This window comes from Polynucleobacter sp. HIN5, assembly GCF_030297555.1.
Lineage (GTDB): Bacteria > Pseudomonadota > Gammaproteobacteria > Burkholderiales > Burkholderiaceae > Polynucleobacter.
Genome location: NZ_AP028136.1, coordinates 382,917 through 409,889 on the forward strand (window position 1 = coordinate 382,917; position 26,973 = coordinate 409,889).

Annotated in this window: 25 protein-coding genes; 20 read left to right on the top strand and 5 right to left on the bottom strand. The window is 44.0% G+C overall.

The annotated features are described in order from the left end of the window. The first annotated feature begins 77 nt into the window (after window positions 1–77). From QUE61_RS02005 to QUE61_RS02030, 6 genes are all read left to right on the top strand, one after another. Window positions 78–593, top strand: coding sequence for a hypothetical protein (locus QUE61_RS02005; protein ID WP_286227493.1), 516 nt, complete (start codon window positions 78–80; stop codon window positions 591–593). Between the two features lie 594 nt (window positions 594–1,187). Then, the gene (locus QUE61_RS02010; RefSeq protein WP_286226364.1) at window positions 1,188–2,474 is read left to right on the top strand and encodes a TolC family protein; all 1,287 of its coding nucleotides are present in this window, start codon (window positions 1,188–1,190) and stop codon (window positions 2,472–2,474) included. Between the two features lie 10 nt (window positions 2,475–2,484). Further along, entirely contained in the window at window positions 2,485–3,057 is a 573-nt protein-coding gene (locus QUE61_RS02015) for a hypothetical protein (RefSeq protein WP_286307285.1), read from the top strand. Beyond that, on the top strand, window positions 3,054–4,088 hold the full coding sequence (locus tag QUE61_RS02020; RefSeq protein WP_286226363.1) for an efflux RND transporter periplasmic adaptor subunit: 1,035 nt from the start codon (window positions 3,054–3,056) through the stop codon (window positions 4,086–4,088). The genes QUE61_RS02015 and QUE61_RS02020 overlap by 4 nt, the downstream gene beginning before the upstream one ends. A gap of 8 nt (window positions 4,089–4,096) precedes the next feature. Beyond that, window positions 4,097–7,219 carry an efflux RND transporter permease subunit gene (locus QUE61_RS02025; protein ID WP_286307286.1) on the top strand — a complete coding sequence of 1,041 codons (3,123 nt, stop codon included), beginning with the start codon at window positions 4,097–4,099 and terminating at the stop codon, window positions 7,217–7,219. A gap of 2 nt (window positions 7,220–7,221) precedes the next feature. Continuing rightward, the gene (locus QUE61_RS02030; RefSeq protein WP_068324035.1) at window positions 7,222–7,596 is read left to right on the top strand and encodes a hypothetical protein; all 375 of its coding nucleotides are present in this window, start codon (window positions 7,222–7,224) and stop codon (window positions 7,594–7,596) included. Window positions 7,597–7,681: 85 nt separating this feature from the next. On the opposite strand, the gene QUE61_RS02035 is transcribed toward QUE61_RS02030, so the two are convergent. Together QUE61_RS02035 and QUE61_RS02040 are read right to left on the bottom strand one after the other, a co-directional pair. Further along, entirely contained in the window at window positions 7,682–7,945 is a 264-nt protein-coding gene (locus QUE61_RS02035) for a hypothetical protein (protein ID WP_286307287.1), read from the bottom strand. 335 nt (window positions 7,946–8,280) lie between these two features. Next, complete coding sequence (locus tag QUE61_RS02040; RefSeq protein WP_286307288.1) at window positions 8,281–9,951, bottom strand: formate--tetrahydrofolate ligase; 1,671 nt, start codon at window positions 9,949–9,951, stop codon at window positions 8,281–8,283. Between the two features lie 138 nt (window positions 9,952–10,089). On the opposite strand from QUE61_RS02040, the gene QUE61_RS02045 reads away from it, so the two are divergent. The 10 genes from QUE61_RS02045 to QUE61_RS02090 all read left to right on the top strand — a co-directional run bounded on the left by QUE61_RS02045 (window position 10,090) and on the right by QUE61_RS02090 (window position 18,541). Continuing rightward, the gene (locus QUE61_RS02045; protein WP_286308240.1) at window positions 10,090–10,905 is read left to right on the top strand and encodes a sterol desaturase family protein; all 816 of its coding nucleotides are present in this window, start codon (window positions 10,090–10,092) and stop codon (window positions 10,903–10,905) included. Window positions 10,906–10,914: 9 nt separating this feature from the next. Next, window positions 10,915–11,496: an antibiotic biosynthesis monooxygenase family protein gene (locus tag QUE61_RS02050; protein ID WP_286307289.1), complete on the top strand. Its 582-nt coding sequence runs from the start codon at window positions 10,915–10,917 to the stop codon at window positions 11,494–11,496. Further along, the gene (locus tag QUE61_RS02055) at window positions 11,496–12,185 is read left to right on the top strand and encodes a GntR family transcriptional regulator (RefSeq protein WP_286307290.1); all 690 of its coding nucleotides are present in this window, start codon (window positions 11,496–11,498) and stop codon (window positions 12,183–12,185) included. Before QUE61_RS02050 ends, QUE61_RS02055 begins: the two co-directional genes overlap by 1 nt. An 82-nt stretch (window positions 12,186–12,267) precedes the next feature. Then, window positions 12,268–13,344 (top strand): TRAP transporter substrate-binding protein DctP, encoded by a 1,077-nt coding sequence (dctP, locus tag QUE61_RS02060; RefSeq protein ID WP_286307291.1) that lies wholly within the window; start codon window positions 12,268–12,270, stop codon window positions 13,342–13,344. 63 nt (window positions 13,345–13,407) lie between these two features. Continuing rightward, window positions 13,408–13,899: a TRAP transporter small permease subunit gene (locus tag QUE61_RS02065; protein WP_286307292.1), complete on the top strand. Its 492-nt coding sequence runs from the start codon at window positions 13,408–13,410 to the stop codon at window positions 13,897–13,899. Beyond that, window positions 13,900–15,225 carry a TRAP transporter large permease gene (locus QUE61_RS02070; protein ID WP_286307293.1) on the top strand — a complete coding sequence of 442 codons (1,326 nt, stop codon included), beginning with the start codon at window positions 13,900–13,902 and terminating at the stop codon, window positions 15,223–15,225. It abuts the gene before it with no gap. A gap of 9 nt (window positions 15,226–15,234) precedes the next feature. Further along, window positions 15,235–16,140, top strand: coding sequence for a phytanoyl-CoA dioxygenase family protein (locus QUE61_RS02075; protein WP_286307294.1), 906 nt, complete (start codon window positions 15,235–15,237; stop codon window positions 16,138–16,140). A gap of 20 nt (window positions 16,141–16,160) precedes the next feature. Then, window positions 16,161–17,048, top strand: a complete 888-nt coding sequence (panB, locus tag QUE61_RS02080; protein WP_286307295.1) for a 3-methyl-2-oxobutanoate hydroxymethyltransferase — start codon at window positions 16,161–16,163, stop codon at window positions 17,046–17,048. A gap of 378 nt (window positions 17,049–17,426) precedes the next feature. Beyond that, window positions 17,427–17,594 (top strand): hypothetical protein, encoded by a 168-nt coding sequence (locus QUE61_RS02085; RefSeq protein WP_286307296.1) that lies wholly within the window; start codon window positions 17,427–17,429, stop codon window positions 17,592–17,594. A 23-nt stretch (window positions 17,595–17,617) separates the two neighbouring features. Next, window positions 17,618–18,541 (top strand): DMT family transporter, encoded by a 924-nt coding sequence (locus QUE61_RS02090; protein ID WP_286307297.1) that lies wholly within the window; start codon window positions 17,618–17,620, stop codon window positions 18,539–18,541. Window positions 18,542–18,545: 4 nt separating this feature from the next. Here QUE61_RS02090 and QUE61_RS02095 read toward each other — a convergent pair whose 3' ends face one another. Further along, a complete protein-coding gene (locus QUE61_RS02095) occupies window positions 18,546–19,616 on the bottom strand; it encodes an ABC transporter ATP-binding protein (protein WP_286307298.1) in 1,071 nt (356 codons plus the stop codon). An 81-nt stretch (window positions 19,617–19,697) separates the two neighbouring features. Here QUE61_RS02095 and QUE61_RS02100 point away from each other — a divergent pair, with 81 nt between their 5' ends. Together QUE61_RS02100 and QUE61_RS02105 are read left to right on the top strand one after the other, a co-directional pair. Then, window positions 19,698–21,281, top strand: a complete 1,584-nt coding sequence (locus QUE61_RS02100; protein WP_286307299.1) for an ABC transporter permease — start codon at window positions 19,698–19,700, stop codon at window positions 21,279–21,281. Window positions 21,282–21,368: 87 nt separating this feature from the next. Further along, window positions 21,369–22,442: an extracellular solute-binding protein gene (locus tag QUE61_RS02105; protein ID WP_286307300.1), complete on the top strand. Its 1,074-nt coding sequence runs from the start codon at window positions 21,369–21,371 to the stop codon at window positions 22,440–22,442. Between the two features lie 4 nt (window positions 22,443–22,446). Here QUE61_RS02105 and QUE61_RS02110 read toward each other — a convergent pair whose 3' ends face one another. After that, window positions 22,447–23,214, bottom strand: coding sequence for an SDR family oxidoreductase (locus tag QUE61_RS02110; RefSeq protein WP_286307301.1), 768 nt, complete (start codon window positions 23,212–23,214; stop codon window positions 22,447–22,449). A gap of 148 nt (window positions 23,215–23,362) precedes the next feature. Between QUE61_RS02110 and QUE61_RS02115 the strand changes: the two genes are divergently transcribed. Then, window positions 23,363–24,097 carry a 2OG-Fe dioxygenase family protein gene (locus tag QUE61_RS02115; protein ID WP_286307302.1) on the top strand — a complete coding sequence of 245 codons (735 nt, stop codon included), beginning with the start codon at window positions 23,363–23,365 and terminating at the stop codon, window positions 24,095–24,097. A 10-nt stretch (window positions 24,098–24,107) separates the two neighbouring features. Continuing rightward, on the top strand, window positions 24,108–25,328 hold the full coding sequence (locus QUE61_RS02120) for an MFS transporter (RefSeq protein WP_286307303.1): 1,221 nt from the start codon (window positions 24,108–24,110) through the stop codon (window positions 25,326–25,328). Here QUE61_RS02120 and QUE61_RS02125 read toward each other — a convergent pair. Then, a complete protein-coding gene (locus QUE61_RS02125; RefSeq protein ID WP_286307304.1) occupies window positions 25,325–26,968 on the bottom strand; it encodes a SulP family inorganic anion transporter in 1,644 nt (547 codons plus the stop codon). The genes QUE61_RS02120 and QUE61_RS02125 overlap by 4 nt on opposite strands. Window positions 26,969–26,973 lie beyond the last annotated feature (5 nt).

Sequence of the window (26,973 nt, forward strand, 5' to 3'; positions counted from 1 at the left end):
CCAAAAATAAGATCTCAATGGAATATGCAGACATGATTGTTTTTGAAAATTAAGCATTCAACAGAAGGAGCGCTATGATGAAAAAGCTAGGATGGATTGCTGGTTTAAGTTTAGGTGTTTTATTGAGTACGCCCGTTTTAGCGCAATCAGCAGGAACGGGTACTAGGACTACGCAGACCCAACAAAAAAATGTTGATGTTGCAGAGTTTGACAAGCAGGCGGCTCAAATCCAGGAGAACTTTAAAAAGATGCAAGAGCAGATGGATAAGATTCGTGCCACTAAAGATCCTCAAGAAAGACAAAAGCTCATACAGAATCACTGGAACACAATGCAAGGCAATATGAATATGATGCAAGGCATGTGGAACTCGGGAATGATGGGGTGTTGTGGTGGCAATGGGGGCAAGATGGGCGGCCACATGATGGGTCCGATGATGGATTGGAATGGAATGAGTCCGTATTACTCCAAGTTAACTCCAGAGCAGTTAAAGCAACGCCAATACATGATGGAACAATACATGGGCATGCAACAAAATATGATGAATCAAATGATGCAACAAAATTATATATGGATGGATCAGCCCAAAAAGTAAATAGTGGGAGGCTAGGCTCTTGTACTTATCGTGAAATGATTGCCTAGTATCATATTAAGAAATATTCGGATCAGCAGATGAATTGTCCGTTGGTCCGCCTAATCCAATAAAGCCAATTATCAGCCTATTTTTATGTATTTTGGAAGGTGTGCACGAATTAAAGAAGTGTGTAAAAATAAGACTGTGAAAAGATTAATAATTCTCGCTGCTGTGTTTTTTATTGGGCTGCAAACGTCGTTTGCAGTAGTTGCGAGCTATTGCCTTCATGAGCAGTCCACCATTTCTCACCCGGGGCACCATGAGCATGACCATAAAGTGCCCACAGAAAAGGTCGGGTCAAATTTAGCTAATGATTCTGATTGCGGAACATGTCATTTAACCCACTCGTCCTTTTTCAACGAATCCAGCGTAAGTTATCTTTATCTAAATAAGCTTCACTTTGTAATAGCTATCGATCTGCATTTCCCCGATCTTAGTATCCCTCCGCCATATAAGCCTAATTGGATTCCTCTCGCTTAAGTTGGCGAGAACCATCCCTAAACTCAACTAAAAAATTCTCGTCAACTCTCAATTGTTAAATCAAATGGAGTTGTTATGTTTCGAGAGAAAATGCCGTTGTGGCGAAATTTTTCTGTTTGGATGCTTTGCATTCCATCGATATTCTGGTCAATATTTGCCTATGCCGATGATGCAAAGCTGAATAAGCGCGAATTAAAGTCCCTGTATGAAATAGCTTGGGAGCGTCAGCCTGAGTCAAAATCGTATCAATTCAGAGTGGATGCTGCATTAGCGAAGCAAAAGATTGCAAGTAGCTTCTTGGCTAGCCCTGCATCTATTGAGATCGCTCAAAAAACTGATAGAGCGAATAGCAATCAAGGTGCAAGCGAGACCATTGCGGGTCTGGGCATCCCGCTTTGGTTGTGGGGTGAGCGCGCCAATTCTATCGGGTTAGCGGATGCTGAATATAAGAGATTGCTTTCTCAGTATCTTCTAATTCAACTGAAAGTGGCCGCTGAAGTTCGCGATGCTTACTGGTCATATAAACGATCTAGCGTAGAGTTAGATTTGGCTAATGGTAGATTTCAAAACGCAAAGGCACTAAGTTTTGATGTAGAAAAAAGATTTAGGGCTGGAGACTTATCGCGTGCAGATTTGCATCAAGCTAATGGCGCATTAGCCAATGCAGAAGCAAGTCTAGCTGAAGCTCAAGCCAACTTTATCAATGCAGAGCAAAAGGTTCGCTCATTGTTGGGTGTTGGTATGGTGGAAAAATCTATCAAGACCGGATTATTAAATCAGCTTGCTGAGCCAATCCCAAAGGTTCCGGATAATTTATCGAGTCTAGATTTCAATTTACCAGTAGTAGCAGCATTACTTGATCAGCTTGAGGTAGCTAAGAAAGCAGTTTCACTAGCTAAAGCGCAAACGCGATCAACACCGGAATTGCAACTTCTGACAACAAGAGGGCGGGATGTTTATGGTGTTCCATTTCAACAATCCATTACTCTAGGAATACGCATTCCGTTTGGTTCGGATTCTCGCTATCAAAATAAATTAGCAACAACAACTGCTGAAATGGTAGAAGCTGAGTCGCAGTTGGCGCTTGAAAGGGAGAGGACTCTCTCGAATATTGAGTCAAGTGTTTTGCTGGTAAAGACTGCTCGACTAAAAGCCGACTCATCTGAAAAAAGAGCCGTATTGGCTAATGAAACACGATCTTTTTTTGAAAAGTCGTTTCGATTTGGTGAGACGGATTTACCTACAAGATTGCGTATTGAGTTAGAGGCATCGGATGCAAGCCGACAAGCTGCTGTTGCAAAAATTAATTACGCAGTGGCCATTTCAAATTTACGCCAAGCCCTTGGGCTGTTACCGGAATAAGGATTTATCGATGAATTATTTAAAACGCAAACTCATTCTACTTTCCGCAGTTATTTTTCTGTCAGCTGCGTCTGTAAACTTAGTTATTGCTGGTCCGGGCCATGATCATGATGCTGGTCAAGCAGTTAATTCCGTTGGGGTAGCATTGCCCCGTTTTTATGCAGAATCTGATATGTATGAGGTTGTTGGTGTTTTCGATGAAAAGCTGATTCGACTCTACATAGATCATTTTTTAACCAACAAACCTGTGAAAGCTGCACAAGTCAATATTGATCTAGACGGCCAAAAAATTGAGCTCAAAGAAGCTCCTGGCAATGTCTATGAGGGCCCTCTTGCTAAAAACTTAAAGGGTGATCTCGTGCCTGTAACTATCACCATTATTGATGGTGATGTAAGCGACATTATTGCAACTACGTTTGTCAATCAACACACCAACTCTACAAAATTTAGCTGGTGGTTGGTTGCTAAGTTGGCGATCGGTGTATTGGTTCTGCTTGCGATTTCCTGGCGCTTTTACTCTAAACGCGGACAAATCATCCCGAAAATACAAAAAATACTTATGCAAATTAAGGATCGCAAATGATTATCTTTATTACATTATTTAAACCTATTTTGATTGCGGCCGTACTATTTTTTTTCAGTTTGTCATACGCAGGATCTGATCATGGGGATGAAAAGAATTCAACTGCTGCACTGAGTGTTGACACTCCCAAAAGGCAAGCCAATGGCAATCTTTTTATACCCAAGTTAGCGCAAAGGCAGTTGAAGGTTGAGACTGAATTGACTCAAGAGGGCGATTTTCCTAAAACACTCGATTTGGCAGGCAAGGTCATGATGGATCCAAACTATGGCGGCAAGGTTCAAGCGATTGTTGCCGGAAGAATCACACCAGGACCTAAAGGATTTCCATTGCCCGGGCAAAGTGTGACGAAAGGTGATGTGCTTGCTTACGTAACGCCAGAGGCTGGCCCTAGCGGTACCCGTTCTTTAGCTGAAAGCCGTTTAAAACGATTGCGGGAGTTAAGTGATACCGTACCTCGCAAAACGATTGAGGAGGCTCAGGCCGCGGTTGCCAATGAAGAATTGAGAGCGCCTGTTTCGGGGATTATCTCGACGATGGGCATTGTTTCTGGGCAGGTGGTCGAGGCAAGGCAATTAATTTTCGAGGTAGTAAATCCAAGTCGATTATTGGTTGAGGCATTAGCTTATGACGGCACTATGCTCAAAAATATATCTGGTGGATTCATTGAATATTCTGGAAAAACTATTGAACTTCAGTATTTGGGCGGAGGTCAATCTATGAGAGAGCTCGCACTTCCCATTACATTTTCTGGGAAAAATGATGATTTGCTAGGAATTCCTATTGGTCAACCGCTTAGAGTGTTTGTTAGTACTGAGACCAAATATAAAGGCTTCAAAATTCCATTCTCGGCAATTGTTAAAAATGGTGCTAATCAAAACATTGTCTGGATTAAGAAGTCGCCAGAAGAGTTTGAGCCAAAAGTAGTCTTATATGAGCCGCTCGATGGAAAGTATGTCGTTGTCACTTCAGGATTGTCTGCGCAAGATAGGGTTGTAAGTAGCGCAGCTTCCTTAATTAATCAAATTCGCTAAGGGCTACTATGTTTACCTGGCTATTAAACTTTAGCTTGAAAAATCGTCTGATTGTCATCTTGATTGGATTAATCATCATGGCATACGGAGCATTTGCGCTCCAGAGCATGCCGGTAGATGTTTTTCCAGACCTCAATAAGCCAACCGTAACTGTAATGACTGAAGCTGGTGGAATGGCCTCTGAGGAGGTTGAGCAATTAATTACATTTCCATTGGAAACGGTAATGAATGGTCTTCCGGGTGTCGAGTCAGTGAGATCAATTTCGAGCGCTGGACTCTCTTTTATCTACATCACCTTTAATTGGAGCACGGATATATATCGAGCCCGTCAAATGGTGAGTGAGCGTTTAAGCACAATGGAAAACACGTTACCCGATAGGGTTGTACCGCGAATGGGACCGATCAGCTCCATCATGGGCGAAATTATGCAAATTGCAATACCAATTGATGAGGCTAAGATTTCTCCAATGCAAGTTCGCGAGTATGCAGACTGGGTTTTAAGACCTCGATTAATGGCGATTCCTGGAGTTGCTCAGGTTATTCCAATCGGAGGTCAGGTCCGTCAATTTCAAGTCCAGCCTAATACGCGGCGAATGTCCGAGCTAGGGGTGACGGTATCGCAGCTGGAGGGGGTTCTTAGGGGGCATTCATCGAATACTTCTGGGGGCTTCATTGAGGTTAATAACAAGGAATACCTGATTCGTAACATTGGCAGAACTTCTAGCTTGGATGATTTGAGAAACTTGGCAGTCACAACAAAGGGTGGTCAGCAAATTTTGCTAAAGCAAATAGCTGAGGTTACATTTGCGCCAGCAGTTAAGCGAGGTGATGCTGGTTATGAAGGGGGTCCCGCAGTTATCTTGGGAATTCAAAAGCAACCATTGGCCGACACAATCGATTTGAGTTTAAAAATTGAAAATGCACTGAATCAATTAAAGCAAGGCCTTCCTGAAGGGATGAATGCGCCCAGAATGACGTTTAGGCAGGCTACATTTATAGAGGCATCTATCAATACACTTGAGGGAAAACTGATTGGTGCTTCAATCTTTGTAGCAATTATTTTGTATCTGTTTTTGGGTACATTCAGGCCAGTTTTTATTTCATTGACTGCAATTCCAATATCGATATTAATCACTGCGTTAGTTTTTAAATACTTTGGTCTTTCCATTAACACTATGACCTTAGGAGGTCTTGCTATTGCTATTGGTGGACTAGTGGATGATGCGGTTGTTGATGTTGAAAATATCATTCGCAGACTGAAAATCAATACCGATAAGCCAGAAGGTGAGCGTGTCAGCATTATTGAGGTAGTGCGGATGGCATCACTTGAAGTGAGAACCGGGATTATCTACGCAACTGCCATCATAGTATTGGTTTTTATTCCCTTATTTGCACTTTCGGGAATTGAAGGTAAATTGTTTACCCCTCTTGGGATAGCGTTTATAGTTTCTACGCTGGCCTCTTTGATCGTGTCGGTAACGGTTACGCCAGTATTGAGTTATTACCTATTGCCAGCCATGAAACAGGCTAGCCATGGAGATACCAAAATCCTAGTTTGGCTTAAATCGCATTACCAAATAATGCTCAATCGATTTTTGGTGGCGCCAAAAAGATATATTGTTTACGCCGCTTCCTTGGTTCTCGTTTCTGGGCTCAGCATTTTTGTAATGCCAACTGCTTTTTTGCCTCCGTTTAATGAAGGGACATTATTGGTAGGTTTGAGACTCAATCCGGGGGTTGCCTTAACCGAATCTTCAGCGATTGCGCGGCAAGCTGAAGTACTTATTCGTCAAATCCCTGAGGTGACCTATGTTGGCAGAAGGAGTGGTCGCGCTGAGCTTGATGAGCACGCGGAAGGCGTACATGTTAGTGAGCTTGATGTGGGACTTAAGCCTGCAAAAGAATTAACAAGATCTATGGCTGATATTCAAGATGACATTCGAAAGAGATTGGTGAACTTACCTGCTGCGATTGCGATAGGGCAACCTATCTCACACAGAATCGACCACATGCTATCAGGAGTGCGTTCACAAATTGCCATCAAGATTTTTGGTGATGACTTGGATATTTTGCGCAGTCAAGCAGATTTATTACGCTCAAAATTATCTGGAGTTTCAGGTCTCGTAGACTTAGAGATTGAAAAGCAAGTATTAGCTCCGCAAATTAAAGTACGAATTAATTATGACCTTGCATCGCAATATGGAGTCTCCACATCTCAAGTCATGGAGGTATTGCAGTCAATAGTAGAAGGGGAGCGCCTTTCTCAAATCATCGAGGGAAGTAAACGTTTTGGGCTTGTGCTGAAATTGCCAGAGACTTCTCGAACGCTTGATGGGTTGTCTGATGTTTTAATTGATACTCCGCTTGGAAGAATACCGCTTTCAAAGATTGCTTCCTTGGAGGATAGCGATGGTCCCAATCAAATTAGCAGGGATGATGGGAAAAGGCGAATTGTCATTTCTGCAAATACATCAAATAGGGCGTTATCTGACGTAGTAAAAGAAATTAGGGTTGTAGTCGATAATTTCCGTATGCCCGAAGGTTATTTCGTTACGTTAGGAGGACAATTTGTCGCTCAAGAAATGGCCTCTAAGTTGATTGGATTTTTATCAATTGGCTCATTGCTAATGATGTTTGCTGTACTTTATACAAAGTACAAATCAACCCTTTTTTCTCTCATGATTATGTCCAACATCCCATTGGCAATGATTGGCGCAGTCATTGGCTTATGGCTATCTGGTCAGCCACTGTCAATTGCCGCCCTCATCGGATTTATCACGCTAGCTGGTATCTCGGTGCGAAATGGAATCTTAAAAATAAGCCACTACCTAAATCTGATGAGGCTAGAGGGTGAGGCATTTAGTAAGTCAATGATAGTAAGAGGTTCAATTGAGAGATTGTCACCAGTTTTGATGACAGCGTTAGTTACAGCATTCGCTTTAGCGCCTTTGCTTTTTGAGGCGGAACGGCCGGGAACGGAGATATTGCATCCTGTGGCGGTTGTAATTTTCTCTGGGCTTATTAGCTCAACCTTATTAGATACCTTTTTAACGCCGGCTATGTTTTGGCTCTATGGAAAGAAAGACGCTGAAAAATCATTATTAATTACAAATGCACAAGAGGGATATTAAAAATGAAAATTCGATCACTTATATTAACGTTCGTTATTTTTCTATCGACTACATCTATTGCAAATGCTGACGGGAGGCATGATCATGCCCCTCTATTTGGAGGAAAAATATTTGTAGTCAAGGATATTGATGTTGAGCTTGTCGCAAAAAATGATTTAGTGCAAATTTATGTGCGAGATCATGGAAAGCCTATTGACATTAATGGGGGAAACGCAAAGCTGACATTACTAAATGGAGCAAGCAAGCAAGAATATGAGCTTGCTGCAAATAGGGAAAATTTTGAGATAAGAGGAAAATTTAATATAGAAAAGGGTACTAAGGTAATTGCAATTATTAAATTGAAAAATCAAGTCATTACGGCTAGATATGTTTACTGAGACACCACTTTTTTGATCTAGGTTTTAAGACGGTAGATAGCTAGAATGATTATATGGAGTTCGGGGTCATGGGAGAGTAATTTATTCAGGATGAATAAATTACCATCTTAGCGCCATCTTCAATCCTCACCACAATAGCGCCAGCCTTTTTCTTTCTTAGGGCTAGTGCGTCATTGAAGTTTCCATATGTGCCTGCAGTCATCCATGATAAGTAGGCATTACTTATTTTGTATTGCGCTTTATAGCTGGTTGAAGACATTTTCTTTGTGCTTTCTACTTTTGATAGAAATCTTGCTCGGCCTGCAAATAAGATTAATCTCCTTTTAGCAAAGTTATTATTACTACACATAACACCACACACCGATCCTTAGGCGACGTAACCTCTTGATATCAAAGAGGTCTGTTATGGTTATCTGTTCTCATAATCCTTGGGTCGCTGGTTCGAGTCCAGCTGGGCCCACCAATAAATTCAATGACTTAGCGTGAAAACGCTAGGTCATTTTTTTATAAATGTGTAGTTGGTGTGCAGTAAATATCACCGCTAGAGCCCAATAGATATATGGGTCTTGGTTGGGTATCTAAAGTATCAGTGGACTTATCCTGATTGATAATTTTTACCGAAGTAATTAGACACGTGCTCTATATGTAAGAAGAGTACATTTGTAAAAAAATTGAACCGAGTGTTTAAAACAATCCAACTACCTTTCCACCAATCAAGTCAATCTTGTCAGCAGATGGGATTTTCGGCAAGCCCGGCATTGTCATAATATCGCCGCATACCATCACGATAAATTGAGCGCCGGCAGCAAGGCGAACTTCCCTAATATTAATGACGTGGTTATTGGGCGCCCCGCGTAATTTGGCGTCGGTTGAAAAAGAGCTCTGTGTTTTAGCTACACATACAGGGTAATGACCATAACCCTTTTCTTGCAAGTCTTGAATTTGTGCTCGAATCTTTGAGTCCGCAGTAACTTCACTAGCTCGATATACCTTTTTAGCAATTTGATTAATCTTGTCCCAGAGGCTATCAGACTCTTCATATACAAATTGCATTTGAGATGGCGTGTCACAAAGTTTGATCACCTCTTCAGCAAGATCTTTAGCGCCTTTGCCGCCATGTGCCCAATGGGAAGCAATAACCACTTTTACTCCCAAAGATTGCATTCGCTTTTTAATAAGATCGATTTCTGCGGGAGTATCACTTAAGAATTGGTTGATTGAAACTACACAGGGTATTTGGTATACCTTTGTGATATTTTCAACATGGCGCTCTAGGTTGACCAACCCCTTTTCAAGGGCTGTTAGATTTTCTTGGGTTAATTCTGATAGTTCGGCATTTCCATGGTATTTCATAGCACGAACAGTCACCACAATCACAGCAGCAGAGGGGCGCAAGCCTGATTTGCGGCATTTGATATCAATAAATTTTTCAGCCCCCAAGTCGGCACCAAAGCCCGCTTCGGTCACCACATAATCGGCCAGTTTGAGTGCTGCTTGGGTTGCAATCACCGAGTTACATCCATGCGCGATATTGGCAAAAGGTCCACCATGTACAAAGGCTGGATTGTTTTCAAGGGTTTGAACAAGGTTTGGTGCCAATGCATCTTTGAGTAACACCGTCATAGCCCCATGAGCGTTGAGATCTTTGGCAAAAATAGGTTTTAGATCGCGGGTATAGGCAACTACGATATTGGAGAGCCGTTCTTTAAGATCATCAAGCGACGTGGCTAAGCAGAATATTGCCATTACTTCAGAAGCAACTACGATATCAAACCCATCTTCACGCGGAAACCCATTACCTGGACCGCCAAGCCCATTAGTAATGTGCCGTAACGCGCGATCGTTCATGTCAACCACGCGTTTCCATTGAATTCGGCGGCTATCAATACCAAGCGTATTGCCATGGAAGATATGGTTATCGATCAAAGCTGCCAAAAGATTATTAGCTAAAGCGATGGCGGAGAAATCGCCTGTAAAGTGAAGATTGATATCCTCCATTGGTACGATCTGGGCATAGCCACCACCTGCAGCACCACCTTTTACTCCAAATACAGGACCAAGCGATGGTTCACGCAGGCAGATAATTGCTTTTTTACCTAGGTAGTTGAGGGCATCGCCAAGTCCAACAGTGGTTGTCGTTTTCCCTTCTCCAGCAGGCGTAGGATTAATCGCTGTTACCAGGATAAGCTTTCCATTAGGACGATTTTTTAGCGTTTCCAAGTAGGGTAGGGAAACTTTGGCTTTGAAGTGCCCATAAGGCTCTAAATATTCATCAGAAATTCCCAGTTTGTCTCTAGCGACTTCAGCAATACGCAACATTTTTGCTTGTTGTGCAATTTCGATATCACTGGGCATGGTTTCTCCTAATTTAAGGGTTAATCCTGATAAACAACACTTCCAATTTACTGACATTCAACTAATATGTTAGTAATATATATCAAGTGTTATTCATTACACAAGGAGACTTCGATGAGTACTTTTTCTAAGCCGATGGTGATGACGGAAAGACAGAAGAGGTTTCGTGAGTCTTATGTGAATCAAATTAGTCCTTTTTATAACGGATTAATACACATTGGTGTGATGTATGTTGCCGGTTTAATTGCGATTTACTATTGCGCCAGTCAACTTAGTAATCCAACGTGGGCTTGGCTAACGATTATTCCAGTTGCGATCGCAGGAAACTTTGTAGAGTGGGCGATGCATAAGTATGTGATGCACCGTCTGATTGATGTATTTGCACTTAGGGCAATATATGACAGACATACACGTCAACATCATCAATATTTCACCGATACAGACTACACCATTGACACAGTGAAAGAACATCGGATCGTCTTTTTCCCATGGCGGGTATTAATTGTTTTAGGTGTTGCAGGGACAGTTCTTGGATACATAGCCTCAAAAATTTTTAATCCTAATGTTGGTTATATCTTGTATATGACGATGGTTGGTCACTACCTAATTTACGAAACATTTCATTACTGCTGCCATGTCAAGGAAAACTGGTTCGTACGTAATATGCCTTTTATTAATACGATTCGACGTCATCATGCCGCCCATCACAATCTTGGCATCATGATGCACAAAAATATGAATCTAACATTCCCGCTCGCTGACTGGATTATGGGTACTAGTGATCTTAAGCGTGGCTTAGTTGGGACGCTCTTAAATGGATTTAATGAAGAGCACGTCGATCCGAAACTAAGACCAATTGTTGAAAAATTTCGTAATGGTGGGGTACAAGAGGAAAAGGTCACCTTGGAGGGGCCAATTCTTGATCAACAGGAACAAAAAGCGCTTCAATCATAGGATCGCATAATGCAATCAGTTCTATTCGATGTGTTACCAAAAGCTGGTCATGTCGAAGAGTACTTTTCAATGGCTGCTCACCTAAAGCCAATCGTGGAGCAAAATCCAGGTTTTATCTCGGTTGAGCGCTTTGCTAATCTTCAGAAGAGAGATTGGTATTTGTCATTTTCCTGTTGGAAAGATGAAGAATCTTTGGCTCAGTGGCGTTGTCAACCTGACCATAATGGCGCACAAGTTTGTGGACGTAATAAGGTTTTTGATGATTATCGCCTTCGTGTTTCAGTATCAAACGAAGGGGGACAGATTAGTGAAAGTCCAAATCGCGAGCAAATTTTGTTGTTAATTGGTCGGTTTGATGAGGTTCAAACAATACTCACTCAAGCACCGCTCAGAGATTTTGCAAACAAATCATATCGAGGAGTTTTGGATCCCAACCGTGGAATCTCAATAATTGAGTTTTCACCAAACACATCAATTGATCGCAAGCTGATCCAGTTATCAGTTGCAGATTCAATCAAATTATTTTGGTTCATGGTGCTGCGTGACTATGGAATGTTTGATCGAGCTGAGGCTCCAGCCCAATTTGCCTAATGACAAATCGTAAATCCTCTAATCTTGCACTTGTTGTTTCTCCAGATGAGGCATCACTCTCTGATCGGGCTTATAGCCAGATTGAAGAAATGATTGTCACGATGCAGCTGCCTCCTGAGACTCCCATGTCCGAAGCGCAATTATCTAATTTTTTAGGTATCGGTCGAACTCCGATTCGTGAAGCAATTCAACGGCTAAGTCGCGAACATCTGGTCACCATTGTGCCAAAACGGGGAATTTTTATTTCAGACCTCAATACTGAAAAACAACTCCGCGTGCTTGAAACTCGTCGTGAATTGGAGCGATTGATTTGTAAAAAAGCTGCAAAAAGAGCGACCCCATCTGAGCGAAAAGAATTTGAACGTTTAGCAAAAGAATTTCGTAAGGCCGCTAAGGACAAAGATGATGTTTTATTTAGAAGAATTGATAAAGAGCTCAACGATTTGACCGTGCAGGCTGCTCGTAATGAGTTTGCGGCTGCTGCCATGTCTCCCCTTCATGGGATGTCTCGTCGTTTTTGGTTTGGAAATTTTCATCATTTTGCTGGCGTTACCGAGATGGCAAATTTGCACGGCACATTAGCTGCTGCTATTGCGAAAGGCAGTGAATCAGAGGCAGGCAAAGCTTTGGATGCATTAATTGACTGTGTTGAGAATTTGACACGTAAAACTTTTAATAATTCTGGGTAGATAGGAAGCAGGTAGGCAGTAGGTTGGATCTTGGGAAGCATTTATTTCATGTAGCAGAGTAAGTTGATAAGGGAGACGTAAGATGAAAAAACGTGAATTTTTAAAAACTGGTGGTGCGGTTGCGGCTGCAATGTCTTTTCCATTAACCGTTCAAGCGCAGGGAGCCACCTATAACTGGAAAATGGCAACTGGCTGGAGCGGAGGTCCTCTAATGGACCTTGGGGCAAAAGCATTTGCTGAAAAGATGGAGCAGTTTAGTGGCGGACGATTCAAAATTCAAACTTTTCCTGGCGGAGCCTTGGGTAATGCTTTAAAAGTGCCCGAGACTGTTAAAAATGGTGTGGCCGAACTCGGTCATACCTGGATGGGTTATGACTGGGGGAAAGATCCAACCACTGTTTTGTTTGGCGGGTATGCGGGTTCATTTGATTCAGAACGCATGTTGCATTGGCTATATGTTGCCGGCGGAACTGAGATGCAAAGAAAATTTCGTGAGCAGACTGATGATGTAATTTCAATGCCATTATTTATTCGAACAGCCGAAGCATTTTTACATTCGAGAAAGCCAGTAAGAACCTTAAATGACCTTAAGGGCCTGAAGCTGCGAACTGCCGGAGCCTGGCTTGAAATGGCAAAAGATTTAGGTGCAGCCCCCGTTACAACAGCTGGTGGCGACGTGTATCCGATGCTAGAGCGGGGTGCTATTGATGCCACTGAATGGGGCACTCTCTATGAAAATATCCCAATGGGCTTTCACAAGGTTGCGAAATACATCATTTACCCAGGAGTTCATCAGCCAACAGCGCCGTTTGAGCTTGTTATTAATAAGGCTGCATGGGCAAAACTCTCAGAGGCAGATAAGAAACTAGTTGATATGGTTGCTAAATTAGTTACCTTGGAAAGTTGGCTCAAGGTTGGTCAGGAGGATGCTAAGGCGCTTGATTTCTATCGTAAATCTGGTAACACAGTTATCGAGTTGTCCCCTGAGGTTCAATATGCGGCCCGGAAAATTGGACTTGACTGGGCCACTAAAACTGCTAAAGAGAATAAGTACCCATTCTTTGCACCAGTATTTGATAGCCAACAGGCGCTTGATAAGTTATGGGAGGGCGCCTCTGGCTGGAGATCAGTAAAAACAAAAGCAGTTAGTAGCAAATAGTTTGAATATGGGCTTAGGTTTTCCTAAGCCCACTTAAATCAAAATATTGATATAGAAATCTCAATGAATTCACTGGTCAAGAATATAGAACGAGTCACTGGTAATGTAGGCATACTTGCCTCATTTGCATTAGTCCCGCTAGTTTTGGCAACAACTTATGAAGTATTTGCTCGTTATATTTTTGAGGCGCCGACAGTCTGGGCTTATGAGGTTGGTTATGTACTGACTGGAACGCATTTTCTTTTGGGTATGGCATACACTCTGCAAAAAGGTCAATTTATTCGGATTGATATCTTTAGCCAGTCAATGACTGCAAAGACCAGGGCTTTGATCGATTTATTTGCTTATTCTGTAGTTCTTCCGCTGATGCTTTGGCTGACATACGGCTTGGCCGCCCATTTAATTTCTGGATTTTTACGGAATGAGCGTAGCGGTCAGTCGGCAATGAATATGCCCGTATGGCCATTTCGACTTATTTTCTTGATTGCATTTGCTTTACTAGCTTTGCAAGTGCTAGCTGAAATTATTAAATCATTAAAAAAATACAAGGCATAGATGATGACTGAGATTTTGCCATTCTTGATGTTGCCAGTCGCATTTGTACTGATGTTTTTGGGTGTTCAAGTTGCTTTTTCAATGATGATTACAGCAGTTTTATTTGGACTTCTAATTTTTAATGATCGTGTGATATTTCAATTTATTGAAAAAATTGAAGATATTTCATCTAATTTTGTATTTGCAGCAATTCCTTTATTTGTTTTCATGGGTGCCATTCTTGAAAAATCAGGAATCGCCGATAAATTATTTGAGGCTATTCATATTTGGACAAGACGGTTGCCTGGCGGTTTAGCGATTGCCACGATCACCATGTGCATTATTTTTGCAGCATCCAGTGGTGTGATTGGCGCTACTGAATCAGTGGTTGGTTTATTAACCATACCAATCATGTTACGTTACAAATACGACAAAAGCCTTATTTCAGGATCAATTTGCGCTGGTGGATCGCTTGGGACGATTATTCCGCCATCGGTTGTGGCGGTTGTGATGGGCCCGTTAGCAAACGTTTCCGTGGGTGATTTATTGTATGGAATGTTGTTTCCTGGCCTAATTATGGCCTCCCTTTATCTCATCTATATATTTACTCTTTGCTATATCCAGCCGGAAAATGGGCCAAGAATTCCGCCAGAGCCCGATGATCCTACGTTCTCAGAAAAAGTTTGGATATCAACAAAAAATTTATTACCACCTTTATTGATGATCGTAGCAGTTTTAGGTTCAATTCTTTTGGGGTTGGCCTCTCCAACAGAGGCAGCTGCCATAGGGGCGATTGCATCTGTTCTTTTAACAGTTTTGTACCGTAATTTTAGTTGGAAGGGTTTATATGAAGCACTTATAAAAACTGTCCTAATTACCGCAATGATTATGGCAGTTCTCCTAGCTGGCTCGTTATTTACTGGAGTTTTTATTGGTGGCGGCGGAATTAATACTGCAAGTACTATTATCAATCAAATGCAATTAAGTCCTTGGATTCTTCTGGGATTAATGATGTTAATCATTTTTATTGCTGGATTTTTCTTGGACTGGATCTCTATCGTATTAATTTTTGTACCACTTTTTACTCCGCTTGTAACTGCTGCAGGTTTTGATCCAGTATGGTTTTGTGTCTTGTTCCTCATCATGATTCAAACCTCATATCTAACCCCTCCCATGGCACCAGCAATTTTTTATTTGCGAGCTGTTGCACCAGAGGAAATTAATATCAAGCACATGTATAAGGGAGTTGTCCCATTTATTGGGCTTCAAATATTAACCTTAGTTGTTGTAATTATTTTCCCGTCTCTAGTGACTTATTTACCCAGCATTATGTTGAATTTTCGATAAGGAGGTATGATGAGCCCGGAACAAATTTTGAAGATTCCAGCCCGTGTTTTGAGTCAAAAACAACGCGAGGAATATTTTATAAATGGGTACATCCTTTTAGAAAAGTTTATTAGTGATGACTGGTTAGTTAAATTACGCGATGCTACGAACGAACTTGTTGAGCAAAGTAAAAAAGTTTCCAAGTCGGACACAATCTTCGATCTTGAGCCTGACCATACATCGTCTGAGCCACGTTTAAGGCGAGTCTCCAATCCCACTGAGCATCATCCAGTCTTTTGGGAATACGTTAGTAAGTCACCAATGCTTGATGCTGTTGCTGACTTAGTTGGACCCGATGTGAAATTCCACCATTCCAAGCTTAACTTTAAGTGGCAAAAGGGTGGCGAGGAGGTGAAATGGCACTACGATATTTCATTCTGGCCTCATACCAACTACTCACCATTAACAATTGGTACCTATTTATACGATTGTGGAATGGATCAGGGGCCCTTGGGAGTGATCCCCAAAAGTCATTTGCTTGAGCCTATGATGAGTCAATATGATGAATCGGGGAAATGGGTTGGTTGTTTATCTGATGAGGATGTTAAAAAGATTCACATTGAAAAAGCCGTGTACTTGACTGGACCTGCCGGCTCATTAACCTTACATAATTGCCGGACTATCCATGGGTCACCTGCAAATCAATCAAATTTAGGCAGACCATTGTTACTTTATACATTAACTTCTGCGGATGCATTTCCATATACTGTAAATCCATTAAAACCAAAACATGATCAGGTAATTCTGACAGGCAAGAGGGCTCAGTTCGCTCATCACGATCCATTGCCATGCCTCATTCCGCCTGATTGGTCAGGTGGGTATTCATCGATTTTTTCGTTGCAGCAAAAAGAAGACGTAGAAAAAGCAATGATGTAATCAAATTAAAGGAGAATATTTTGAACATACCTGTTGGATCTGGAGCGATTGAAAAAAAGAAGCGAAATTTACAAGAGATTCGTGAGTCAAAAAAGACCGGCGAAAAAATGGTCTACATGTCAGTTCCTGATTACACCTCAGCGAAGTGGGCTGAAACAGCTGGAGTAGATGTTGCCGTCGTTGGTGACAGTCTTGCAATGATTGCGCATGGTCATCCCAATACAATACCTGCAACAATGGACATGATGGTGATGCACGCAGCATCTATACGTAGGGGGGCACCTAATACATTTGTTTTAGGATGCATGCCATATCAAAGCTACAACACAGTTGATCGTGCACTACAAAACGCTACGCGGTTCATGCAAGATGCTGCATGCGATGCGGTGAAGCCGCAGGGTGGGAAATCTCAAGCCCATATTTTGAAAGCTTTGGTTGACGCTGGAATTCCAACGGCATCCCACATTGGTATGACTCCCCATACAGTTGCAGTATTTGGAGGATTTCGAATTCAAGGAAAGACTGCTGAATCGGCTATGAAAATTCTTGAAGATGCATTTGCCATTCAGGATGCCGGATGCTTCATGTTGGAATTTGAGGCTGTCCCTGCGAAGATTGCAACTGTTATATCAAAGCAGTTGGAAATTCCGACTATTGGAATTGGTGCAGGCGTGGGAACTGATGGTCAAATTCTTCTTTGTCATGATCTTTTAGGTGTATTTTCTGACTTTAAGCCTAAATTTACAAAACGATATGCTAACTTAACAGAGGTTGCTGTTAAGGGAATCAAAGAGTATATAAGCGAGGTTAAAGCCGGTAAGTTTCCTGATGATGATCACAGTTATACAGTTGATGAAAAGGAATATGAGAAGTTTTTGGGATTGGTCGAAAGGCGAAAACACATTTAGTTAGAAGGTTGCATGTCTCCAATTTTGGCCACCAATGGTGGCCTTTTTTATTAGGTGCTTCATGAATAAATCTTAGATATAAATCAGTGGCTTGACTGCAAGATTGTGTAAGACCACATTTTTTGATTAAAAATGCTTAAGTTTTGCGTTACTTTAAGTAACACTTAAACACTACACGAATGCTCACACACCAATAATTAAGCGCTGTAAGTCATTGAAATCATAATGGTTTTATTTGGTTATCTGTTCTCATAATCCTTTGGTCCCAGGTTCAAGTCCTGGTGGGCCCACCAGAAAGCAAAACCCTCATCGGTCTCGATGGGGGTTTATTTTTAGGTCAGCAGTATCTTATGGGTATAGCCTTACAATCTCAGCATCATGAATCCATCTGAACCAAACAATACAAATTCAGTTGATCAAGAAAAGGAAGAAGATCAATTCTCAAGCCAACTCAAGGCTGAGATCAAATCTGAGCCCAAACCCACCATGAGTAAGCGAGAGATCATGGAAGAGTTATCGCGCCAACGATTTCCATGGGAAGAATAGTTGCTCATTCTAAGAAAACGCTAGTGCAGTCCGGTTTTTATCTTTCAATCATTCTGGCGAGTTTAGGTGCCATACTATTTGCCGCCAAAGCGATTGTGGTGAAATTTTCTTACCAATATGGTGCGACTGCGGATGTTGTTCTGACACTCCGCATGGTGTTTTCACTCCCCATCTTTTGGTTAGCTGTTTGGTGGAACCAGAGAGCCACATTACCACAGCCCCTCATTAGGAAAGATGTAATCAAAGTTTGCGCGATTGGCTTATTGGGATACTTTTTATCAAGCTATCTGGATTTTCTGGGATTGCATTACATCTCTGCGGGATTAGAGCGCGTAATTTTGTATTTAACGCCCGCAATAGTGTTGGTACTCTCAAAATTCTTTCTAAAAAAAGAGATTGATCGCAGGCAGTATTGGGCGATGGTGGTTGCTTATTTAGGAATCATGATGGTATTTATGCATGATATCGAGCTCAATAATCATGGCGCAGTCGTCTTGGGAAGTATTTTGGTATTTCTAGCAGCCGCGGTTTATTCCATCTACTTAATTTTTGCTGGCGAGTTAGTTGGACGCGTGGGCAGCATCCGATTAGTAGCGCTTGCGAGTGCATCTGCCACTGTTGCAACCTGTATTCAGTCTCTCGTCCTAGGGGTAGACCAACTCTTTGTACAACAGCCCGAGGTGTATTACTTTGCTCTCGTCAATGCCTTGTTTTGTACCTTCATGCCCATGCTCTTTATTATGATGGCAGTTAACCGGATTGGTTCAAGTTTGACCGCTCAGGCAGGCACCATTGGCCCAGTGGGAACGGCATTCTTGGGTTGGTATTTCCTGAGTGAGCCGGTGAGTACATTACAGCTCGCTGGTATTGTGGTTGTGCTAATTGGGATTGCGATCCTGCTATCAATTGGCAACAAGCCCAATCAAAATCCAACCCCATCCGAGTAGTTGCTTAGTTTTTAAAGGTCACCACGTGATCAGCACCCAAGCGGATCCCAATCTTTTCACCAATTGAATGGTTATGGTGGCTGGGGACAAATGCAAATACCTCTTGGCCTGAACTAAGTTTGAGGGTATATAAAAAATCAGCCCCCCGAAACGCTTTGCGTACCACCTCGGCTTGCATGGGGCTTTCATCATCGTGCTGAATATCATCGGCGCGTAAGAGAACATCAATTTGTTTTCCAGGACTCAGTTCCTCGCCAGGCTCTAATTGCAACTGTCCCAGTTCAATTTCAACGGCGCCCCCATCTTGGGTTTTGCCTTTGATAAAGACACCGCGACCAATGAACTCAGCCACATAGCGTGTATTGGGCTTGTGATAAAGATCGTAGGGGGTGTCCCACTGAATAATTTTGCCCTCATTCATCACTCCGATGTGATCCGCAATCGCAAAGGCTTCAAATTGATCGTGTGTCACGAGTAGGGCAGTGACGGCATTGGCTTTCAAAATGTCGCGCATCTCACTGGCCAGACGCTCGCGCAAATCAACATCGAGGTTGGAGAAGGGCTCATCGAGCAAGATGAGATCAGGTTCAGGAGCCATGGCACGTGCGAGCGCCACGCGTTGTTGTTGCCCCCCAGAGAGTTCATGAGGGTAGGCATGGGCTTTGTCATTTAGCGCAACGCGTTCTAACCACTGCATCCCAACACGCTCACGCTCTGCAGCTGTACCTGTGCGCAGCCCAAACATGACATTCTCAAGAACACTTAGGTGTGGGAAGAGGGCAAAGTCTTGAAAGACCATACCAACTTTGCGCTCTGCTGGTGGAACGCGAATACCGGGTGAGCTCACCGTTTTGCCATGAATCTTGATTTCTCCCGCTTGCACGGGTTCGAAGCCGCAAATCGCTCGCAATACCGTGGATTTACCACAGCCGGAGTGGCCCAAGAGACACGCAATATCCCCTTTGGGGAGCTGGAAACTGAGGCCATTCACAATCCGAATCACGCCTGAGCCTTCCTGCCTGGGAAACTCAATGGCGATGTTTTCGAGGGAAATTAGTGCTGGATTGGAATTCATCCCTATAATTTTCGCATTGAATCATAAAAATTCATAAAAACACCACAATCTATCCATTTATTCCACCCGCCACCGCAGTCAATGCGTACTAGCTCCATTCTCTTAGCCCTCGCTCTCAGTCTTCCGATTCTGGGGTTGATCTTGGCAGCTCTATTGGGGCAGCCTACCCCCATCGTATCCGATGGGATAGTCGCCGAGAGTACGCTAACTCATCTCTGGAACTACGTGCTGACCGATTACATTGTCACGACGATCCTGTTGTGTTTAGGCGTTGGTATCGGCGTCTTTGTATTGGGCGTTGGTAATGCGTGGCTAGTAGCGAACTATCAATTTCCAGGAAAGGCAATCTTTGAATGGGCCTTGATCCTGCCCCTTGCAGTTCCTGCCTATGTGATGGCCTATTTATTTGTGGATTTCTTACAGTATGCTGGTCCCGTGCAAACCATGTTGCGTGAGGATTTGGGCCTTACCTGGGCATTGCCCGATCCGCGCTCTTTGGGTGGGGCGATGTGGACCTTCTCCATGTGTTTGTATCCCTATGTTTATTTAGTGGCTCGTACTTCTTTTTTAGATCGCAGTGCACGATTTATGGAGGTTGCCGAGACCTTGGGATATACCAGTGTGGAAGCATTCATGAAGCTGGTATTACCCATGGCTAGACCCGCAATTTTTACTGGTGTTGCTCTGGCGCTCATGGAAGTGCTAGCCGACTTTGGCGCGGTATCGTACTTTGGCTTGCAAACCTTTGCGACCGGCATTTTTAAGGCTTGGTTATCGTTTGGGGATCGTAGTGCTGCAGTTCATTTATCCCTCATGCTCTTAAGTTTTGTCTTAATTGTGTTTTATTGGGAGCGTCACAATCGAGCTAGGCAACGCTATGCCCTCGCTAACACCAATACCCGACCTGCGATCCCAAAACGCTTAGTCGGTTCGCATGCGCTCTACGCATTTTTATTCTGCGCCTTAACCCTATTTTTTGCATTTGTTTTGCCAATGGCCGTTTTATTTGATCTTCTAAGCGAGCAGGGGCTAGAGGCTGATCCGCGCTATTGGGGGTGGTTAAAAAATTCCTTAAGCTTATCCGCGTTTACTGCGATATTGGCTGTATTCTGCGCACTCTTTTTGGCGTATGCGGCACGCCTCACTCAAAGTAAAACGTTGCAAGGGGTTAATCGCTTGCTTACGGTTGGCTATGCCTTGCCGGGTGCAGTTTTGGGAGTCGGTATTTTGTCTCTATTGGGTTTATTGGATATTGCTTGGTTGATGTCGATAAGCGTTGGGATACTAGTTTACGCCTATCTCATTCGCTTTTTATCGGCAGGCTTGCAAAGTATTGAGACTGGCCTGACCCGTATTACCCCAGCGATGGATGGGACCGCTGCGCTCTTGGGCGCCAGGCCGATGGAGATGATTTGGCGGATTCATCTGCCATTACTAAGACGCAGTGTCTTAACTGCTCTGTTATTTGTGTTTGTGGATGTCATGAAAGAGCTACCAGCCACCTTGCTATTGCGACCATTTAACTTAGACACCTTGGCGGTCGCTACCTATCAATTAGCAGCCGATGAGCGTCTGGCCGAATTAGCCTTACCTGCCTTAAGCATTGTTTTAGTTGGTCTTTTGCCGGTGATCTTGCTATCGAGGGCCATTGCTCAGAAACGTTAAAAACCACATAAGTACCAATATTATTGATAATCATTCTCATTCGTATTACAATGTAATCTTTGTAATTGCTGATAGGAATGGTTTGACATGCAAGGAATTCGCTCAGGCTTCACATCTTCAATCAAGAAGGTATCTTTCATACTTGGTTTGGGTTTTGCAATTAGTGCCCCACTTAGCCATGCGGCTGAGCCTAATACAGTTCTTAATTTGTACTCCGCGCGTCATTATCAAACCGATGAATCGCTCTATGCCAACTTCACAAAAAGTACTGGTATCAAGATTAACCGGATTGAGGCAGACGACAATGCTTTGATTGAGCGCTTGAATAGCGAAGGTGCCAAAAGCCCAGCCGATGTGATCTTGCTTGTTGATGCAGCACGATTGTGGCGTGCTCAGGTCAATGGCATGTTTAAGCCGATTCAGTCTAAGGTATTGGATCAGCGCATACCAGCCAACCTGCGTGCTAAGGCTGATCCGGATGGAACCACCTGGTTTGGATTTTCAACGCGGGCACGTATTATTGTGTACAACAAAGAGCGCATGAAACCCGATGATGTGAATACCTATGAGAAATTGGCTGATTCCATCAATAAAGGGAAGGTATGCACTCGTTCGGGCTCACACCCCTATATGTTGTCATTGGTGGGCGCTCTGATTGAGCGTGATGGCACTGCGGCTACTGAGAAGTGGGCTAAAGGTATGGTTGCCAACATGGCGCGTGCACCCAAAGGTGGCGATACCGATCAAATCCGTGCTGTCGCATCAGGTGAGTGTGCCGTTGCTTTAACCAACTCATACTATTTGGCACGTCTAATGCGCTCGACCAAGCCTGAGGATATCGCGGTGGTTGCTAAAGTGGGTCATATTTGGCCCAATCAAAATGCCGGTGGTGTGCACATCAATATTTCTGGGGGAGGGGTAGCCAAGAACGCTCCCAATCCCCAAGCAGCCGTTAAGTTTTTAGAGTATCTAGCCAGCGATGCGGCGCAGGTCTATCTGGCCGATGGTAATAACGAATGGCCGGTGGTGGCGGGCGTAAAAGTCGATAATCCTGCTTTAAAAGCGCTCGGACCTTATCAAGTCGAAAAAGTGTCGATCGCTGCCATTGGCCGTAATCAAGTAGCGGCGCAGCGTATCTTGGATCAAGCAGGCTATCGCTAGACGACTAACCGCGACCCACAAATGGCATCTTGCTGGCCATGATGGTCATGAACAAGATATTGCTTTCGGGCGGCAGTTTAGCCATCTGTAAAACAGCCTGCCCAACATGATCAACATCCATCCGCGGCTCGACTTTGATCGAGCCGTCGGCCTGCATAATGCCATTCGCCATACGCTCGGTCATTTCAGTAGCGGCATTGCCAATATCAATTTGACCGCAGTTAATATTAAATGGCCTGCCATCGAGGGCGATGGATTTGGTCAGGCCAGTAATCGCATGTTTGGTCGCGGTATAAGGGGCAGTATTGGGTCGTGGAGCATGGGCTGAGATCGAACCGTTATTAATGATGCGACCGCCCTGAGGTGACTGGGCTTTCATCATCCGCATAGCCTCTTGGGCGCACAAGAAGGCACCACATAGATTGCTATTGACGACATTCATCCACTGCTCATAACTGAGTTCATCCATAGGAATAGCAGGCGCACCCATTCCTGCGTTATTGAAAAGGACATCAATGCGGCCGAATTGATCTTTTAGCTTCCCAAACAACGCTTTTACATCTTCGGGTTTGCCTACATCACAGGCGACTGCTAAACAATTGCTTTCGTTTCCACCAATATCGTTAATTGCTTTTTGCAAACGTTCTAGATTACGCCCAGTAAGCACGACCGAGAATCCATCCGATAGCAGGGCTTTGGCAGCAGCCTTACCAATACCAGTTCCAGCACCGGTAACCAGAGCAACACGCAGGGGGTTTGAGTTCGTTGGCATGAATTTAATCAGGGCATAATAGTTGAAAGTTGAATAATAAACTGATGCTCATTAAAACTATTTTTTTTTCTAATAATAGAGTTTCAAAAAAATGGTAATAAATAGTTATTTTTGAATTAAATCAATCAAGTGTATTAAGAATAATTTGATGCTGCTTCCCCCATTTACCCCATTTGATCAACTGCAGCATTCCTTGCAAGAGCGGGGCTATGCGGTGATATCCCCCGATAGCCTGAGCCAATTAGTGAGGGTCCCCCTCAAGGATCTGGGGGCATTGAAGACCCATTGGAATGATCTGCCGCGCGATCCGTACTTAAAAGACGGGGGGCGCTATCGGTTTCGGCGTCATGCTAGCTATTGGATTCATCAAGGAACTCTTGAATTAGCACCCCATCGTGCCCATTGGCAATCGCCTGATTACAACGCTCTGCATGGCGGGATCGAGCGTTGGTTTGAGCCTCTAGAGCCCGAATTGCAGAACAACTCTACTTGGCAACAATTAATGCTGGGGATCTCGCAATTATTTCCGGTATCTCCAAAATGGTTTGTCGAGGCCCATCCTTTTCGGATCGATACCAGTGATGGTATCGGTCGCCCCACGCCTGAGGGAGCACATCGCGACGGTGTCGACTACGTTGTGGTGATTTTGGTGGATCGAGTGGGTGTCAAAGGCGGGGAGACCCGTATTTTTGAAGCACAAGGCTCGATTGGTTTGCGGTTTACCTTACAGGATTCTTGGACAGCCTTAGTTTTGAATGATGCGAAGATGATTCATGAGACCACACCAATTCAACCCATCGGAGCCCATGGCTATCGAGACACCTTGGTGATTACCTTTCGGCACAACGGTTTTCAAGAGCTTTCAAACCGGCAAGATCAATAATTAAATCGTCATGAGCATTCTGAAAGGGAATACACCATGGATGTTGGTAGCCCAAGTCGGTGCTCTATTAGGCTTTGCTGCATATGCTGTGACCCTAACCACTTTGCAAGGCGAGTGGGGCCTCTCTAATTTTGAATCCGGTCTAATTGCCAGTGCATTCTTTGTTGGATATATCGCAGTAGTACCATTTGCCACGGCGCTAACCGATCAGATGGATGCACGGCGTATTTATATGACTGGAAGTTTGTTAGCGATTGCGGGTCAATTGGGAATGGGCTTTATCGCCAGTGGCTTTATCAGCGCTTGCGCTTGTATGATGGTGAGCGGCGCTGGGTTAGCAGCTACCTATATGCCAGGTCTCAAAATCCTTTCCGATCGAGCTATTCAAGGGGAAATCACCCGCCATATTGCGTTTTATACGGCGTTCTTTGGGGTTGGCACCGGCTTCTCCTACGTCATCTCAGGGTGGATCCTCGATTTGGGTGACTGGCATCATGTTTACCGTTGGGTCGCTTTGGGTCCAGCATGCTCGCTCCTGATCGTATTGGTGCTGATTCAGCCAACACGTCATTCTCACTGGCAAGACAATATAAGGATTGATTGGCGTAATATTTTTCCGATCCGGAAGTGGCAACAAGTTTTGCAAAATCGCAATGCCTCAGGATATATCCTCGGATATACCGTTCATTCGCTTGAACTCTTTGCGTCTCGTAGTTGGTTGGTTGCTTTTTTTATCCTGAGCACCCAACTCTCAGGTGAGCAATTTATTCTGGCAGCCACGACGCTAGCCGGAGTGATTAATTTCTTTGGGGTGCCGGCCTCGATTATGGGTAATGAGCTCGCCCTGAGGGTGGGTCGTCAACAATGGGTGTGTATCGTAATGATCACCAGTGCTATTTTTGGGGTTGCTCTCGCTTACTCCATGGGGCATGCCAGTTGGATTATTTTGGCACTGGCGATTGGCCACGCTATTTTTATCATGGCAGATTCTGCGACGCTGACCGCAGGGCTGGTGACGAGCGCTGATGAGAAGCTCAAGGGAGCAGCAATGGGCTTGCACTCGCTTATGGGTTTTGGGGGTGGATTATTAGGCCCAGCCATCTTTGGCTTTGTACTTGATCTCACTGGATCCCAGTCCGATCGAGTTTCTTGGATCTGGGCTTATGCTTCGATCGTCGTTTGGGGAGTCTTATTTGTGATCTATGAGCGTCGTAAGGGCTGGGTCCGCTAAGACATCAAAAAGGTATTTCTGGCTTTTTGAAGTCCACTGGCGAGGTCATGGCAGAAATACTCCGAACTCATCTTGTCATAGAGGCCTGAGCGCAGCGCAATATCATGGGTTTGATGATTTAAGCCACAGATATAGATCGATACACCCTGGGTTTGGCAATGGTGCATGAACTCCATCAAACTATCCATCCCAGTCGCATCCATATAAATTACATTCTTAAAATCCAATAGCACCGCACATTGGGGCAGCCGTTGCTCTATTTTCTCAAGTAGCTGAATAGCTCCAAAAAAGAGGGCGCCATAAATGCGATACGCCGCTACCTTATCCTCTTGACCGTCAAGAAATGGAAAGTCAGCGATGGGGGCATTCTCAATACGAGAGAGACTTGAAATTCGATAGACAAAAGTGATGAACGCCAAGATTAATCCCACCTGCACAGCAACTGTTAAATCCACTGTGACGGTGAGTAAAAACACACTGATCATGGTGATGCGATAGGGTAGGCGAAATTGTTGGACATCGATGAACTTTTTCCAATCCCCCATGTTCCAAGCAATGAAAATCAGGATGGCGGCTAAGCATGCTAGGGGTATATTTTTGGCTAGCGGCGCTGCTAATACGATGATGAGGAGAAGTGTGATCGAGTGAACAATGGCCGAGATCGGCGTTCTGGCGCCGGAATCAATATTGGTGACGGTGCGGGCGATGGTGCCCGTGACTGGCATACCGCCAAAGAAGGGCATCACAAAGTTAGCAATCCCCTGGCCCATGAGCTCTTGATTAGGGCGATGGCGCTCATGGGTTAAGCCATCGGCAATGCGAGCGCAGAGCAGGGATTCAATGGCGCCTAATAGTGCTAGGGTCATCGCTGGGGCAATCACCAATTGAGCGCTCTCCCAAGTAATTCCTTGCCATTGAGGGCTGGGAAGGCCAGACGGGATCCCTCCAAACCGAGTGCCAATTGTCTCCACTGGTAACGAAAAGATGGTGGTCACCAGAGTTGCGAGTACTAGAACCCAAATGGTTCCCGGAATCATCCCCAGCTTACCGATGCGCTTATTAAACAGTCGCCATAGAATCAGAAAGATCAGACTTGATACTGATAGAGCCAGCGTCGCTGGACTCCAGGTGGTAGCCCGATCAATGAGTGTTTGCACCATACTAAAAAATTGCGATGGCAATTGGGGAATTTGCAAACCAAAGAAATCTTTAATTTGCGAGAGGATGATGAGAACCGCAATGCCATTCGTAAAGCCAACAATCACGGCAATTGGAATAAAGCGAACTAGAGTTCCTAAGCGAAAAAGTCCCATCAGAAATAAAAAAACGCCTGAAAGGGTAGTGGCTAGTAAGAGATTGGCAACCCCATAGCGATCAACAATGGCATAGACGATCACAATAAACGCACCAGCTGGTCCTGCAATTTGCACTTTGGTGCCGCCAAATAGGGCGACAATCAATCCTCCAATAATGGCAGCAAAGATCCCAGCTTCAGGCTTTAAGCCACTGGCAATCGCAAATGCCATCGCCAGTGGTAGTGCAATCACTCCTACCGTGATACCAGCGAGTACATCCCGTGAGAACTGTTGACGTGAATACCCGCTAAACGAATCAAGGATGGCTGGTTGAAAGAAAGCCATTGCGC